This window comes from Amycolatopsis sp. cg13, from assembly GCF_041346965.1.
Taxonomy (GTDB): Bacteria; Actinomycetota; Actinomycetes; order Mycobacteriales; family Pseudonocardiaceae; genus Amycolatopsis.
Genome location: NZ_CP166848.1, coordinates 5711919 through 5724674, shown reverse-complemented (window position 1 = coordinate 5724674; position 12756 = coordinate 5711919). Strand labels below are relative to the sequence as shown.

The following is a 12756-nucleotide window of genomic DNA, read 5'->3' as shown; positions in this document are numbered from 1 at the left end:
CTTCTTCAGCTCGCTTGCTGGATGCGGATCAGGTTCCCGGCCGGGTCGCGGAAGGAGCAGTCGCGGACGCCGTAGGGCTGGTCGGTCGGCTCCTGCACGACCTCGGCGTCGCTGGCCTGCAGCCGGTTGAAGGTCGCGTCGACGTCCTTGGTGGCCAGGTTCAGCGCGGCGTAGGTGCCCTTGGCCATCATGTCGGCGATCATCCGGCGTTCGTCGTCGGTGAGGCCGGGGAACGCGGCGACCGGCTGGAGCACGACCGAGGTGTCCGGCTGTCCGGGCGGGCCGACGGTAATCCAGGCCATGTCGCCGTACTTGACGTTGTTGCGCACCTCGAAGCCGAGGACGTCGCGGTAGAAGGTCAGCGTCGCTTCCGGATCGGTGTGCGGGAGGAAGCTCGCGTGAATGGTCATCTCCATGCCGATCACACTAGGTTCGCGCCGAACGGGGTGCTTCTCGATTCCTGATCGGTCGCGTGACCTGTTTCGCGACGCACGGCGCCATGCCTTCGGTCGCTCCGGTCTCCTCCTGGCGGTAAACGCTTGGCGGCTTCCCGACCAGCTCGGTAAACCGCGTACTGAACGTCCCCAGCGACGAAAAGCCGACCTCGAAACACACCTCGGTGACGCTCAGATCGCCTCGGCGCAGCAACGCCATGGCGCGCTCGATGCGACGGGTCATCAGATACGAGTACGGCGACTCTCCGTAAGCGGCGCGGAATTGCCGGCTGAGGTGCCCGGCGGACACGTTGATGCTCCGCGCGAGCGCCTCGACGTCCAGGGGACGCGCGTACTCGCGGTCGATCCGGTCGCGCACCCGGCGCAACCGTGCGAGATCGGCCAATCGCTGCGCGTCGTCCGGTTTGCTGGTCACTTCCGAATCGTGCCACGACGATCGCTCGAGCCCCAGTAATCCGCTCTTTCGGGCTGGTGGCCGATTCGTTCAAGACCCTCGCGCCGGGCTCGTGCGACGGTTTCCGGGTGACTGTGAAATTGGAGGCCGTCGCCCCGTTCCTCGCCGGGCACGGCCGGTTGCTGGACCAGCGGCGGTTCGAGCTGCTGGAAGGAAACGGGCGAGCCGAAGAGGTGCTCGCGGCGGTCGCGGCCTACCGGAATCCGGACGGCGGCTACGGCTGGGGCCTGGAGCCGGATCTGCGCGCGCCGGAAAGCCAGCCGGGCGGCGCGCTGCACGCGTTCGAGATGTTCGCCGACATCGCACCGGTGACCACGCCGCACGCGGTGCAATTGTGCGACTGGCTGGAGTCGGTGTCGTTCGCCGACGGCGGGCTGCCGTTCGCGTTCCCGGTCGCCGATCCGACCGCGTGCGCTCCCTTTTGGACCGGAGCCGATCCGGCGGCGTTCTCGTTGCAGAGCACCGCGTTCGTCACGTCCGCGGCGTGGCGGGTCGCCGAACACGACGAGGCGGTCGCGGCGCATCCGTGGCTCGCGCGGGCGACCGAGACCTGCCTGCGCGCGATCCGGGACCTCGACGAGATGCCGCACGCCATCGAGTTGAGCTTCGCGATCCACCTGCTCGATGCCTCCTGCGACCGGTATCCGGAGGCCGACGAACTCCTGACGAAGCTGGGGAAGTTCCTGCCGGAGAGCGGAATCGTCCCGGTGCCGGGCGGCTCCGAGGGCGAGGTGCTGCGTCCGCTGGACTTCAGCCCGGTGCCCGGCCCGTCCCGGCGGCTGTTCGCCCCGGAAGCGGTCGAGGCGGACCTGACCCGGCTGGAACAGGGCCAGCAGCCCGACGGCGGCTGGACGGTCGACTTCGCCAGCTTCTCCCCGATGGCCTCGCTGGAGTGGCGCGGCTACGCCACCGTCGGCGCGATCTCCAAGCTGCGCGCCAACTCCCGGCTCTAGGGCCAGAGACGTTCGCGAGCCCAGCCCGCGGGTTCGCGGCGGTAGCGGACCCGGATGTGCCGCCGGTCGTGCGAGGCCTGCCAGAACTCCACCGATTCCGGCTGGATCAGGTAGCGCGTCCACGTTTCCGGTGCCACGTCCGGGTTTTCCGCGACCCAGTCCGCGGCTGCCTCGGCGGCTTCGACCAGTTTCGCCGGGTCGGACAGCACCTCCGACTGATGCCCGACGTACGCCTCGGCCCGCGACGCAGGCGGTCGAGCGAGGAAGTCGTCAGCGGACACCTCGGCCGCGGCGGGGACCACCAGACCGCGCACGCGCACCTGGCGTCCGCGACCGGGCCAGAAGAACGTCAACGCCGCCCGCGGGTTCGCGGTCAGCTGCTGGCCCTTCGGGCTTTCCGAACTGGTCGCGACCGCCCAGCCGTCCTCGTCGACGTTCTTCAGGATGACCACGCGAGCGTCCGGCGCGCCATCGGCGTCCACTGTGGACAGAGTGACGGCGTGCGGGGCCAGCACGTGTTCACCGGCTTCGGTCAGCCAGGCGAGGAACAGCTCCTCCGGTGTTTCCGGGGTGTGGTCCGGGTCGAAGTCCGGGAGCTGTTCGGGGAACGACTGCCAGCCGCGCAACGAAACCATGTCACCGACCGTACGGCGGTTGCCCCGGCGGCGGGTAATGCGGCGGCTGCGGCCCGGCCGGGCCCGCGGCGGGCGGGGGAGAAGTCTGCGGCATCGGCCCCTGCGGAATCTGCCCGGGGAAACCGCCGGGACCCGATTGCGGAGGCTGCTGGTAGGCGGCCTGTTGCTGCTGCCACTGCACCTGCTGGAAAGCTTCGGCGGGCTGCGGGAAACAGAACGTCAGCTTCGCGTTGATCGCGCCGTGCATCGCCGCGCCCCAGAGCTTCCCGCCGGTGAACGCGTAGGTCGCGCCCGCGTACGGATCCACCGCGACCATCCGGGTTTCGCCGCCGAACTGGTTGCTCGTCTTCGCGCTCGCCAGCTGCGCGGCGTCCGGGTGCACGCGCCCGACGAGCCCGCAGATCACCACCGACGCGGCGGTCCAGCCGATCGTGCCCTGCACGTTGGCGCGGGCGTGCTGGGTGGCCATCCCGGTGAACTGGTGCAGCGTCGCCGCGTCGACCTCGGGATAAGCCCCGGCCACGACGCAGTAGTTCATCGTGGACAACATGATCGACTCGGTGAACAGGCCGACCGCGGCGGTCACCGGTCCGATCTGGACGGTGTTGAGCCTGCCGCCGCTGCGCACCACGCGTTCGGCGACCACCTGCAGGTACTGCTCGGGCGTGAGCACGTCCGCGACCTCCCCGGGCTGAGCGGAATCCTGGGCAATCGTCGCACGCGCCGCCTTCGCACGGACTTCACCGGGCATGGTTGACTGTGCGCGCCATGCGCCGACTTCTCGTTCTCGCCCCAGCCCTGGTCCTGCTCGCCGGCTGCAACCCGTCGAGCCCGGCGAAGGAGACTCCGTCTTCGGCGCCGGCGAGTTCCGCGTCGGCTTCCGCGGGGCTGCCGCCCGATCCGCAGCCCGCGCGCACCGCGGAGTGCCCGTACCTGTCGAACGAGACGGTGCAGGACGCGAACGGGCAGCACGTCACCAAGGTGAGCATTTCCGACGACGAGCCGCATCCGACGTGCTTTTTCTACCGTCCGGACGGCAGCATCCAGCTGACCGTGCGCGTGTACGTCGGCAAGAGCGACGTCGCGACCGCGCTGGTCAACAAGGCCGCGCCGGTCGACACCTCGAACCCTGCTTCGGATCCGGCGGGGTGGAAGGGCGGTTACCAGCCGTCCGGCGACGGGGTGGTCTACGCCGTCGCGAAGGGCGAGGCGGCCGTCATCGTGACGAGTAACCAGAAGCAGAGCATCAAAGCACGCACAGTGGCGAAAAAGGCTATCGCTGCCCTGAAGCTCTGAGTAACGGGCTCCGCACGGGTGAGTGAAGTTGATCTTGTATTACTCTAAGCAGCACGCGCAGTCCCCCCAACACTCGCGCGACGGGTGCCCGTCCGGCACCACATACTTGGTTACCCCTTTTCGACGACAAGGACAGATTCGTGGCTGACACCCTCAAGGAAATCCTGCTTGACTCGAGCCGTCGCCCCACCGTGGTCTCCGACTTCGCGGAGCTCGTGGACGCCGAGGTCGCCGACAAGGGCGGGGTCTCCGGCGCGGTCGTGAAGACCGGCTTCGCCGCCGTCAAGAAGATCAAGCCGGGCATCATCCCGTCCGCGATCGACAGCCTGCTGGACGACTTCTCCGGCGCGCTCGAGCCGTTCTACGGCGACTTCCGCGCCCAGGGCGGCAACGACTTCGGCGCCTACCTGACCAGCCGCTCGGACGAGGCTTCGGACGCGCTGCTCGGGGTTACCGACAGCCGTGCCGACCGCAGCAGCCGCGACAGCATCAAGAAGGTCTACTCGAAGCTGCGCCCGAACGGCAAGAAGAACGTCGAGGAGGCGCTGCCGCGTCTCGGCCAGCTGATCGACAAGCACGCCGCCGCGGCCTGAACCGGCTGAGCGACATACGAAAAAGGGCCCCGGGACGCACTTCCCGGGGCCCTTTTCGCGCGTTCAGTTCTTCTTCTCCGCAGCCGACGTGCTCGGCGCCTTGCCGTTCGTCTTGGGCTCGCCCGGCTTGGCGTCCTTCGCGTCCTTGGCTTCCGGAGCCGGCTTCGCGGGCGGAGCCGGCGGGGTGGCCTTCGGCGGCGCCGGGGCGACCGGCGGCTCCTGCTGACGCGACTTCAGCGCGACGGCAGTGCCGACAGCGACCGCACCGAGACCGAGGATCCACGGCCAGCGGCGACGCTTGCGAGTGCCCTTGGCCGCGCTCTTCGCCTCCTCCAGCGCGACGCGGAACTCCTTCTTCGCCGCCTTGAAGTCCTTCTTGCCGCGACGCTTCGACTCGCCAGCCGACGCGGCGGCCTTGATCGCGGCCTTCTTCGCCTTGCGGCCCGGCTTCTTCATCTCGGCGATGCGGGCGAGCGCTTCCTTGCGCGCCGCGGCGGAGCTCTTCTTCAGCTCCTTGCGAGTCAGCTCCGTCTTCTTCGCCAGCTTGCGGCGGGCCCGGCGGCTCCGCTTCCCCAGCTCCTCCGCGCCGGCCTCGGCGGCCTTCGCGCCCGCCTTGCCCGCCTCGACGACCAGCTTCCGCAGGTCCGCCGAGCCGGACTTGGCCGACTCACCGACCGATTCCACGGCCCGGGTCATGGTCTTCACCTCATCAATCGTTGTGAAACAGATCTGTTGCTTGACATCTATCCTGCCCTTTTTCCGCCCGCACCGCTGCGGCTTCCCGTTCGAGGCGGATCGGAAACCTCGGGAAAGTGCCTTCTTCCTGGGCCGATGTCCAGCGCGACGGGCCGAGACGGCCCCCTGAACCCCCCATTTGTGCGAAGGGGTGGCACGATGGCGGCGTGACTGAAAGCGCCCGCAAGGCCACCCTGCACACCAACCAGGGTGACATCCACGTGAACCTGCTGCCCGACCACGCGCCGAAGACCGTGGCGAACTTCGTGGGGCTGGCCACCGGCTCCAAGGAGTACACCCAGCCGAACGCGAAGGGCGGCAACTCCGGTCCGTTCTACGACGGCTCGATCTTCCACCGCGTCATCGACGGCTTTATGATCCAGGGCGGTGACCCGACGGGCACCGGCCGCGGCGGCCCCGGCTACAAGTTCGGCGACGAGTTCCACCCCGAGCTGCAGTTCTCCAAGCCGTACTTGCTGGCCATGGCGAACGCCGGGCCGGGCACCAACGGCTCGCAGTTCTTCATCACCGTCGCGCCGACCTCGCACCTGAACTTCCGGCACACGATCTTCGGCGAGGTCGCGGACCAGGATTCCCGGAACGTCGTCGACGCCATCGCGACCAGCGCGACCGGCCCGGCGGACCGCCCGCTGTCCGACGTGGTCATCGAGAAGATCACCGTCGAAGACTGACGCGCCGCAGGCAGGGACGGGGTTTCGGTAGGTTGGAGTCATCGTGAGCCAACCGCCGAACCCGTCCGCGCCGTCCATGCCCGGTTGCTGGTGGCATCCGAACCGCCCGACCGGCCTCAGCTGCGCCCGCTGCGGGCGTCCGGCCTGCCCGGACTGCCTGCGCGAAGCCCCGGTGGGATTCCAGTGCACCGACTGCGTGCAGACCGGGGCGCAGCAGCAGAAACAACAGCAACGGCAGTATCGCGATGCCGGGATGGGGTCTCGCACTATCGCGGGTGCCCGGCTGTCCAATTCTTATACCGTCACGGCGACTCTGATCGCGGTGAACGTGGTGATCTTCTTCGTCACCGTCATCCAGGCGAAGAGCCTGTTCAACAACAATCTGTCCCTCACCCATGCGTGGTTTTCCCTGGAGCCCGTGCTCACCCTCGGCGCGGGCGAGTGGTGGCGGGTTTTCACGTCGGGCTTCCTGCATTACGGACCCATTCACATCGCGGCGAACGCGTTCTCGCTGTGGATGATCGGCCGTGCACTGGAGCAGGTCTTCGGCAAGGTCCGATACCTGGCGCTCTACTTCGTGTCGATGCTCGGAGCCTCCACCGCGGTGCTGCTTTTCGGGGACGGCAGGCCGACTGTCGGCGCCTCCGGCGCGATCTTCGGGCTTCTCGGCGCCTACGCGGTCATCACACTCAAACTGCGGCTCAACCCGACCGCGCTGCTCATCAACCTGGTGATCAACGCCTACATCACCTTCACGATCCCCGGCATTTCGATCTGGGCGCACGCTGGCGGCCTCGTCACCGGGGCACTGGTGACAGCCGCGATGCTGTACGCCCCGGCCCGCAACCTCGTCCGGTGGCAGGCGATCGGCACGGCCGTCATCGCGATCGCGCTTGCCGGGCTGATCGGCTGGCGAGCCACGGAGTATCCGTCGCTGGATTGCTCTCCCCATCTGGTTCAGGGGGAGTACCGGTACACGTGCCAGCTATCCCGCTGAGCGGTCCCGTAGCTCGGTAAGCACGTCCAGCACGTCGCGAGGATCCTCGCCGAGGTCGGTCTGCCCGAAGATGAACAGCTGATCGTCGTGCTCCAGTTCAAGCGTCACGCCGTCACGGCCGAGGCGGCGCGTGCTGCGCAGCCGGACCGTCGTGCCGGTCCAGGGGAGCCGGTGGGTGCCATTGAGCGTGCGAGCGCGCAAACAGTCCTCGTCGGCGGCCAGGCGCGGCCGGACGAGCGTCCAATGGACCGCGAACGCGCCGACGGCCAGCGTGGCGAGGCCGGTGAGCACCGCGCCCTTGCCGTCGCCGAAGGTGGCGTCCAGGACGGTTCCGACCAGCAACAACGCGGTCAGGCCCCACGCCACTACCACGAGGTTTCGGCGCGGAGCCCACGAGGCCGGGTGGTTATCCACAGGGGTTATCCACACTGGGGATGAGTCACACCGGTGTGATTCGGTGTCAATCGGCCGTCCGGAGCAAAGCTGATCCGGCGGATGGTCAGCGCCACCGCATCGTCATCAGCAGGCCGGCGATCATCGCGGCGAATCCGATCGCGAAGTTCCAGTTTCCGAGCTGGCTGAGGAACGAAACTTTGTCGCCGGCGATGTAGTTCACGACCAGCCAGATCAGCCCGAGGAGCATGAGGCCGAACATGACGATCTTGTAGAACAGGTTCGACGGTCCCGCGGCCTGGACCTTCACCGGGGTGCGGCGGTCGACAGGCGGGGTGTACGCGGTCTTCTTGCGGACCTTCGACTTCGGCATCGTTTCCTCGCGTGCTCTCGGGCATTCCTGGTGGCGGCATCCTGGACGAGGTCCCGCTGTCGGGGTGCGCAACCAGCGCCACGTGCACACGTTAACGTAAAGGACGGCTCCGCAGCACCGGGCGGGAGCGGTCGGGTTTCTCAGACTGTGACAATAGCGCCACCTGGAGTGCCGAGGAGGACTCCGGCCGGGCGCGGGAGGAGCTTGCGTGACGCCGCAAGATTGGCCGGGCGAGGACGACCGCCGCCCCGGCACGGGACCTGACCGCCCGGTCCGCCGACAGCCCCCGCCGCCGAGAAGGCAGTCCGGGGAGACGCCGCCGCGGCGAAGAGTGGCCGGCGATCCGGGCCGGAGATCACCCGAACAGCGCACGCCGATCGACCGGGGCGGACCGGCCCAGGGCGGCGGCGAAAACCGCCCCGGACAAGGGCGAGCGGGCGGTGGCAGGCCCCGCGAGGGTGACCCCCGCGGCGGTGATTTCGGCGGCCCGCGCGGCACCGCACCCCGCCGTACCGCCGAGTTCCGCGCCGAGGGCGACCCGCGCGGCGAACGACGTCCGGCCGACCCGCGCGCGGGCCGTCCCGAACCCGGGGACCCCAGCCGGCGTCCCCGCGGCGGAGATCCGCGCCGCCAGCTGGAAGAAGGCCGTCAGATGCCTCGCCGGGTGGGTGCCGGGGCCTCGGATCCTTCTCGGCGGCGGATGACCGGCCCGGAGTTCGCCGAGCAGCCGACCGAGGTGTTCTCCGCGGTGGCCGTCGCTGACGAAGACGACAAGAAGAAGGCCAAGAAGACCCCGCCGCCGCTGGGCAAGGGCGGGATCGCGATCCGCACCGCGGGCGAAATCTTCATCACGCTCGGCGTCGTCGTGCTGCTGTTCATGGTGTACGAGGTGTGGGTCACCGACCTGTTCTCGGCGGAGAAGCAGCACACCGCGAGCGACCAGCTCGACGGCGACTGGCAGAAGGACCGCACGCTGCACCCCGAGCTGATCGACGGCAAGGCGTTCGCGCGGATCCACATCCCGTCGTTCGGCGCGGACTTCAACTTCACCATCCAGGAAGGCACCGGCGAGGACTCGCTGGCCGTCGGTCCCGGCCACTACAAGGGCACCGCGCTGCCGGGCGAACCGGGCAACTTCGGCATCGCCGGACACCGCGTCGGCAAGGGCGCGCCGTTCAACGACCTGGACAACCTGAGCTCCTGCGACCAGATCGTCATCGAAACGCACAGCGATTTCTTCATCTACCAGGTGCTGCCCTACGACGACGAGATCAAGGGCTGGAGCAGCGGCAAGGGCGCGCAGCCGGAGTGCAAGGGCGTCTCGACGCTGCGCAACGCGAGCATTCCGGGCGGCGGACCGTACGACGAAACCTTCGGCCGCAAGGTCGTCCAGCCGAGCCAGGGCGACGCGGTGAACGCGGTGCCGTACAAGCCGGCGGACGCGTTGCCCAAGGCGCAGCAGGCTTCGCTGCTCACGCTCACCACGTGCCACCCGCAGTTCTCGGCGAAGGAGCGGCTGATCATCACCTCCGTGCTGACTCGCCAGGTGCCGAAGACGCAGGTGCCGGATTACACGACGCTGCTGAAGAAGATCGGAGTCGGTTCCTGATGTACGGCTGGCTCTGGCGGCATCTGCCCGGTCCGTTCGCGGTGAAGTTCGTGATCGCGCTCGTGCTGGTGCTCGGGATTGTGGCGCTGCTGATGTTCGTGGTGTTCCCGTGGCTGGACCCGCTGCTGTGGTTCAACAACGTGTCGGTGAACAACTGAGGTTCGGCGTCTTCCTGGTCTCGGGCCGCTTCCCGGGCCAGGACGACGCCGCCGTCCTGCGGCGCACCATCCGTGCCGCTCTTGCTGCCGAGGCGGCTGGCTTCGACGACGTGTGGCTGGCCGAGCACCACTTCATGCCTTATGGCGTGTGCCCGTCGGCAATCACGCTCGCCGCACACGTGCTTGGCCAGACGTCGCGGATCAGCGTGGGCACGGCGGTGAGCGTGCTGTCGACGACGCATCCGGTCGCGTTGGCGGAACAGTGGTCAATGCTGGACGCAATCTCCGACGGCCGATTGCGATTGGGTGTTGGCCGGGGTGGGCCTTGGCAGGATCTGGAAGTGTTCGGCACCGGGTTGCCGCGCTATGAAACGGGTTTCGCCGAGTCGCTGGATCTGTTGCTGACTGCCGCTACTGGCCGAGTCTCGGCTGAGGGGTCTCATTTTGCTTTCCGGGAAGTCCCGCTTCGCCCAGCTCCGCAACGATCTTTGGACGTTGTAGTGGCCTGCGGCGGCCCGACTTCCTCCGCCGTCCGGCTGGCTGCGGAACGTAAGTTGCCGTTGTTGCTGGGCCTGCACGCGGATGACATGGAGAAGGCTGCAACTGTCGCTGCTTATGGCGCGCCCGCGGCCCACGTGTCGACGGTGCTATGCCAGGTCGGCGACGATGCTTCTGCGGTGGTGCGCCGTGCTTTGCCTGGTTGGCTGTCGGATGGCTTAGCCGCCCACGTGCCGGTGGACGATCGTCCTGGTCCGGCCCGGGATCCTTGGGAGTACACGGAAAACCTGTGCGCGATCCATCCGGTCGGTCCGGTCGAGCATTGCGTCGAGACCCTGCGAACAAGCCTCCGGCGCACCGGGGTGTCCCACGTGATCATGTTCGTGGAAGCATCCGGCACGCCGGAGGGGACTCTGGCCAACATCGCGCGGATCGGTGCTGAGGTGCTGCCCGCGCTGCGGGATTAGCCGGACGCCAGGAGTTCGGGCCTTCTCATCTCTAGATCGCAGGCTCGAGTCCTGCCGAGGGCGCTCGGTGCCTGGTCAGGTACTTCTCTGGTCAGGCCCCACGGTCTCGACCAGTCCGGGGGCGAACGAAAACCGAACGAATGCCGGATCTCGACCGGTACACGTGCGACCAAAGCGGCCCGATCACGGAGACTGCGACGGGCACGATCCCAGGGAAGGCGATCGTGCGAAACACGGTGATGACCACGCCGTCCACGAAGGCCAAGGTCGCCGGATCAGTGACGTCAGTCGAATGCAGAACCGGCTAAAGGCCGGTTTGGTCAGAGAGATCCCCTGACCAAACCGATCCTCAAGCGAAACTCAGCAGTCCCGCAGCTCAGGGCTCTGGTTCAGCAACTGCCCCCGAGGCGAGACAAACGCCCGGTACCGATCCCCGTCCGTCTCGCGGAACACCGCCACCCGGTGGCAGTTCTGGAATGCCAGCTTCACCCCGAAATGCCGCTCCAGCCCGCCGCGGATCGCGTCCGAGGCCAGGGCTCGCAGGAGCTGACCGCGGGCGGCCTCGCTCGGCGGCGGGGTTTCGTTGTCCGCGAATCCGTCCGCGGCGGTGTCCGCTTCCGCGATCACTCCGGTGATGACCTCCCACGCGTACGGCAGCGATTCCCGCACACAGGCCACGAACTCGGCGTCGGAGACCTCCCCGCGTTCGGCTTTTTCCAGCAGCGCGGGCGATACGTCCAAGGACAAGACAACCTCCATGGTCAGCGGTACCCCTCAGAGCTACCGGCCCGCCGGACCCGGCCACAAGAGAAAACGAGTTTCATCACCACTTTGGTGGATCACTCCCACCGGAACAGCCGCACGGCGAGCGCCGTTCCGCCCAGCGCGAAGGCGGCCAACGCGACGAACTGCAGTGGCTGCCCGCCGTCGCCGACCCAGGCGTCTTGCAGTGGTTGGGTGCCTGGCGGGACGTAAGCGCCGATTTTCTGGATCAATGCTGGCAGTAGCGGTCGCGGAAGGTAGACGCCGCCGATGAACATGATGGGGAAGAACGCGATCATGGCCAGTCCGCCGGCGGCTTTGCCGGTGCGGGCGAGGGACGCGGCGATCAGGCCCAGTGCGAACACCGAGACCAGGCCTAGCAGCAGGGCCAGCAGAAACAGCCCGGGATGGCGGGGGATCGGCACGTCGAAGGCGATTCTGGCAGTGAGAAGCATCAGCAGAACCCCAGCCAGTGCGACGGCGGCGTGGATCAGCACTTGGGCGAGCAGGAGATACGCGGGCGGTACGGGGGTGGTGGCCAGGCGGCGGAGAATGCCGTGCTCGCGGTAGGTGGCGACGGCGGCGGGGATCACCTGCAGGCCCATCATCGCCAGCGCGATGACGACCAGCGAAGGCGCCCACAGGTCGATAAATCGATATCCACCGGTGACGGGGCTCGGTTCGCGCATTCCGGGGATCGAGCCGACGCCCAGCAGGATCGCAGTCGGCAGGAAAACGCCCAGGAGAGCCCACAGCGGCGTGCGCAGGAAGAGTTTTGCTTCGGTGATTAGCAAAGTACGCATCGGGAGGGCTCCTTCAGCCGCGAGTGAGGGCGACGAACGCTTCGTGCAGGGTGGGTTGGCCGGTGGTGGCGAGCAGGTCGGCGGGAGTCCCGGTGGCGACGACGCGGCCCTGATCCAGCAGCACCAGGCGATCGCAGAGCCGTTGCGCCTCGTCCATGAAGTGGGTGACCAGCACGATCGTCACGCCGGAAGCCCGCACGTCCTCGACCAGTTGCCACGTTTCCTGCCGGGCGTGCGGGTCGAGGCCGGTGGTCAGTTCGTCGAGAATCGCCAGCTCGGGGCGGCCGACCAGTGCGAGCGCGATGGACAGCCGTTGCCGGAGGCCGCCGGAAAGCTTGCCGAAGGCGACGTCGCGGTGGGCGGCTAGGCCGAGTTGGGTCAGCAGCATCTCGATGTCGGCCGGGTTCGGGTAGAAGGACGCGAACAGCGAAAGCGCTTCCTGGACCCGCAGATTCTCCGGCAGGCGCGCGTCCTGCAGTTGGGTGCCGACGCGGCGGCGCAGTTCGGCGGCGTCGCGCGCAGGATCCAGGCCTAGCACGGAAATCGTGCCGGAATCCGGCGAGCGCAGGCCCTGCAGGCATTCGACAGTGGTGGTCTTCCCGGCTCCGTTCGTGCCGAGTACGCCGAAGATCTCGCCGCGTTCGACGGAGAACGAGACGCCGTCGACCACGACCCGGCCCGCATAGGCCTTGCGGAGTTCGGAAACTTCGATGAGTCGCATGCGAACGACGCTAGAAGCGCCCGCGGTCCGGCAGAATGAGCCGGAAACCCCAGTTGAGGTGGGGTTTTGCGGGTGCCGGGGTGGGGCTGGGGCCACCCCGATCCGGGAGCTGCGACCAGGGTCCGGGAAGGCCGGAGCAGCGAGACTGGGGAGCGAAAGGGG

The 12756-nt window shown here is 68.1% G+C and carries 18 protein-coding genes; 8 read left to right on the top strand and 10 right to left on the bottom strand.

What is annotated here, in order from left to right:
• Nucleotides 1–5: 5 nt before the first annotated feature.
• Together AB5I40_RS26605 and AB5I40_RS26600 are read right to left on the bottom strand one after the other, a co-directional pair.
• On the bottom strand, nucleotides 6–416 hold the full coding sequence (locus tag AB5I40_RS26605) for a VOC family protein (protein ID WP_370932741.1): 411 nt from the start codon (nucleotides 414–416) through the stop codon (nucleotides 6–8).
• A 10-nt stretch (nucleotides 417–426) separates the two neighbouring features.
• Nucleotides 427–870: a helix-turn-helix transcriptional regulator gene (locus AB5I40_RS26600; protein ID WP_043831515.1), complete on the bottom strand. Its 444-nt coding sequence runs from the start codon at nucleotides 868–870 to the stop codon at nucleotides 427–429.
• A gap of 107 nt (nucleotides 871–977) precedes the next feature.
• Here AB5I40_RS26600 and AB5I40_RS26595 point away from each other — a divergent pair, with 107 nt between their 5' ends.
• Complete coding sequence (locus AB5I40_RS26595; RefSeq protein ID WP_370932740.1) at nucleotides 978–1862, top strand: hypothetical protein; 885 nt, start codon at nucleotides 978–980, stop codon at nucleotides 1860–1862.
• Here the strand turns inward: AB5I40_RS26595 and AB5I40_RS26590 are convergent.
• Both AB5I40_RS26590 and AB5I40_RS26585 read right to left on the bottom strand, forming a co-directional pair.
• The gene (locus AB5I40_RS26590; RefSeq protein ID WP_370932739.1) at nucleotides 1859–2497 is read right to left on the bottom strand and encodes a pyridoxal 5'-phosphate synthase; all 639 of its coding nucleotides are present in this window, start codon (nucleotides 2495–2497) and stop codon (nucleotides 1859–1861) included. The two genes, AB5I40_RS26595 and AB5I40_RS26590, sit on opposite strands and share 4 nt — an antisense overlap.
• Nucleotide 2498: 1 nt before the next feature.
• Nucleotides 2499–3170: a hypothetical protein gene (locus AB5I40_RS26585; protein ID WP_370940612.1), complete on the bottom strand. Its 672-nt coding sequence runs from the start codon at nucleotides 3168–3170 to the stop codon at nucleotides 2499–2501.
• A gap of 95 nt (nucleotides 3171–3265) precedes the next feature.
• Here AB5I40_RS26585 and AB5I40_RS26580 point away from each other — a divergent pair, with 95 nt between their 5' ends.
• Nucleotides 3266–3793 carry a DUF2020 domain-containing protein gene (locus AB5I40_RS26580; protein WP_370932738.1) on the top strand — a complete coding sequence of 176 codons (528 nt, stop codon included), beginning with the start codon at nucleotides 3266–3268 and terminating at the stop codon, nucleotides 3791–3793.
• Between the two features lie 140 nt (nucleotides 3794–3933).
• The gene (locus tag AB5I40_RS26575) at nucleotides 3934–4386 is read left to right on the top strand and encodes a hypothetical protein (protein WP_370932737.1); all 453 of its coding nucleotides are present in this window, start codon (nucleotides 3934–3936) and stop codon (nucleotides 4384–4386) included.
• A 63-nt stretch (nucleotides 4387–4449) separates the two neighbouring features.
• Here AB5I40_RS26575 and AB5I40_RS26570 read toward each other — a convergent pair whose 3' ends face one another.
• Nucleotides 4450–5082: a hypothetical protein gene (locus tag AB5I40_RS26570; protein ID WP_370932736.1), complete on the bottom strand. Its 633-nt coding sequence runs from the start codon at nucleotides 5080–5082 to the stop codon at nucleotides 4450–4452.
• Nucleotides 5083–5288: 206 nt separating this feature from the next.
• On the opposite strand from AB5I40_RS26570, the gene AB5I40_RS26565 reads away from it, so the two are divergent.
• Both AB5I40_RS26565 and AB5I40_RS26560 read left to right on the top strand, forming a co-directional pair.
• On the top strand, nucleotides 5289–5813 hold the full coding sequence (locus AB5I40_RS26565) for a peptidylprolyl isomerase (protein WP_344282324.1): 525 nt from the start codon (nucleotides 5289–5291) through the stop codon (nucleotides 5811–5813).
• A gap of 43 nt (nucleotides 5814–5856) precedes the next feature.
• Nucleotides 5857–6810: a rhomboid family intramembrane serine protease gene (locus AB5I40_RS26560; protein ID WP_370932735.1), complete on the top strand. Its 954-nt coding sequence runs from the start codon at nucleotides 5857–5859 to the stop codon at nucleotides 6808–6810.
• Here AB5I40_RS26560 and AB5I40_RS26555 read toward each other — a convergent pair.
• Nucleotides 6799–7224: a PH domain-containing protein gene (locus AB5I40_RS26555; RefSeq protein WP_370932734.1), complete on the bottom strand. Its 426-nt coding sequence runs from the start codon at nucleotides 7222–7224 to the stop codon at nucleotides 6799–6801. The two genes, AB5I40_RS26560 and AB5I40_RS26555, sit on opposite strands and share 12 nt — an antisense overlap.
• 85 nt (nucleotides 7225–7309) lie before the next feature.
• The gene (crgA, locus tag AB5I40_RS26550) at nucleotides 7310–7576 is read right to left on the bottom strand and encodes a cell division protein CrgA (RefSeq protein ID WP_354735956.1); all 267 of its coding nucleotides are present in this window, start codon (nucleotides 7574–7576) and stop codon (nucleotides 7310–7312) included.
• A 652-nt stretch (nucleotides 7577–8228) separates the two neighbouring features.
• On the opposite strand from crgA, the gene AB5I40_RS26545 reads away from it, so the two are divergent.
• Genes AB5I40_RS26545 through AB5I40_RS26535 form a run of 3 tightly spaced genes read left to right on the top strand, consistent with a single transcriptional unit; the run spans nucleotide 8229 to nucleotide 10308 of the window.
• Complete coding sequence (locus tag AB5I40_RS26545; RefSeq protein WP_370932733.1) at nucleotides 8229–9185, top strand: class E sortase; 957 nt, start codon at nucleotides 8229–8231, stop codon at nucleotides 9183–9185.
• The gene (locus AB5I40_RS26540) at nucleotides 9185–9343 is read left to right on the top strand and encodes a hypothetical protein (RefSeq protein ID WP_009085537.1); all 159 of its coding nucleotides are present in this window, start codon (nucleotides 9185–9187) and stop codon (nucleotides 9341–9343) included. The genes AB5I40_RS26545 and AB5I40_RS26540 overlap by 1 nt, the downstream gene beginning before the upstream one ends.
• Nucleotides 9295–10308, top strand: a complete 1014-nt coding sequence (locus AB5I40_RS26535) for an LLM class flavin-dependent oxidoreductase (protein ID WP_370932732.1) — start codon at nucleotides 9295–9297, stop codon at nucleotides 10306–10308. Before AB5I40_RS26540 ends, AB5I40_RS26535 begins: the two co-directional genes overlap by 49 nt.
• Before the next feature lie 360 nt (nucleotides 10309–10668).
• Here the strand turns inward: AB5I40_RS26535 and AB5I40_RS26530 are convergent, their stop codons facing one another.
• From AB5I40_RS26530 to AB5I40_RS26520, 3 genes are all read right to left on the bottom strand, one after another.
• A complete protein-coding gene (locus AB5I40_RS26530) occupies nucleotides 10669–11055 on the bottom strand; it encodes an SCO5389 family protein (protein WP_344282305.1) in 387 nt (128 codons plus the stop codon).
• Nucleotides 11056–11147: 92 nt separating this feature from the next.
• A complete protein-coding gene (locus AB5I40_RS26525) occupies nucleotides 11148–11873 on the bottom strand; it encodes an ABC transporter permease (RefSeq protein WP_370932731.1) in 726 nt (241 codons plus the stop codon).
• A gap of 13 nt (nucleotides 11874–11886) precedes the next feature.
• A complete protein-coding gene (locus tag AB5I40_RS26520; RefSeq protein ID WP_370932730.1) occupies nucleotides 11887–12594 on the bottom strand; it encodes an ABC transporter ATP-binding protein in 708 nt (235 codons plus the stop codon).
• Between the last annotated feature and the right edge of the window lie 162 nt (nucleotides 12595–12756).

What these genes read in the sequence shown, in the direction of transcription:
- AB5I40_RS26605 (WP_370932741.1), bottom strand. Translation starts at nt 416, where the DNA reads ATGGAGATGACCATTCACGCGAGCTTCCTCCCGCACACCGATCCGGAA.
- AB5I40_RS26590 (WP_370932739.1), bottom strand. Translation starts at nt 2,497, where the DNA reads ATGGTTTCGTTGCGCGGCTGGCAGTCGTTCCCCGAACAGCTCCCGGAC.
- AB5I40_RS26580 (WP_370932738.1), top strand. Translation starts at nt 3,266, where the DNA reads ATGCGCCGACTTCTCGTTCTCGCCCCAGCCCTGGTCCTGCTCGCCGGC.
- AB5I40_RS26570 (WP_370932736.1), bottom strand. Translation starts at nt 5,082, where the DNA reads ATGACCCGGGCCGTGGAATCGGTCGGTGAGTCGGCCAAGTCCGGCTCG.
- crgA (WP_354735956.1), bottom strand. Translation starts at nt 7,576, where the DNA reads ATGCCGAAGTCGAAGGTCCGCAAGAAGACCGCGTACACCCCGCCTGTC.
- AB5I40_RS26545 (WP_370932733.1), top strand. Translation starts at nt 8,229, where the DNA reads ATGCCTCGCCGGGTGGGTGCCGGGGCCTCGGATCCTTCTCGGCGGCGG.
- AB5I40_RS26540 (WP_009085537.1), top strand. Translation starts at nt 9,185, where the DNA reads ATGTACGGCTGGCTCTGGCGGCATCTGCCCGGTCCGTTCGCGGTGAAG.
- AB5I40_RS26525 (WP_370932731.1), bottom strand. Translation starts at nt 11,873, where the DNA reads ATGCGTACTTTGCTAATCACCGAAGCAAAACTCTTCCTGCGCACGCCG.
- AB5I40_RS26520 (WP_370932730.1), bottom strand. Translation starts at nt 12,594, where the DNA reads ATGCGACTCATCGAAGTTTCCGAACTCCGCAAGGCCTATGCGGGCCGG.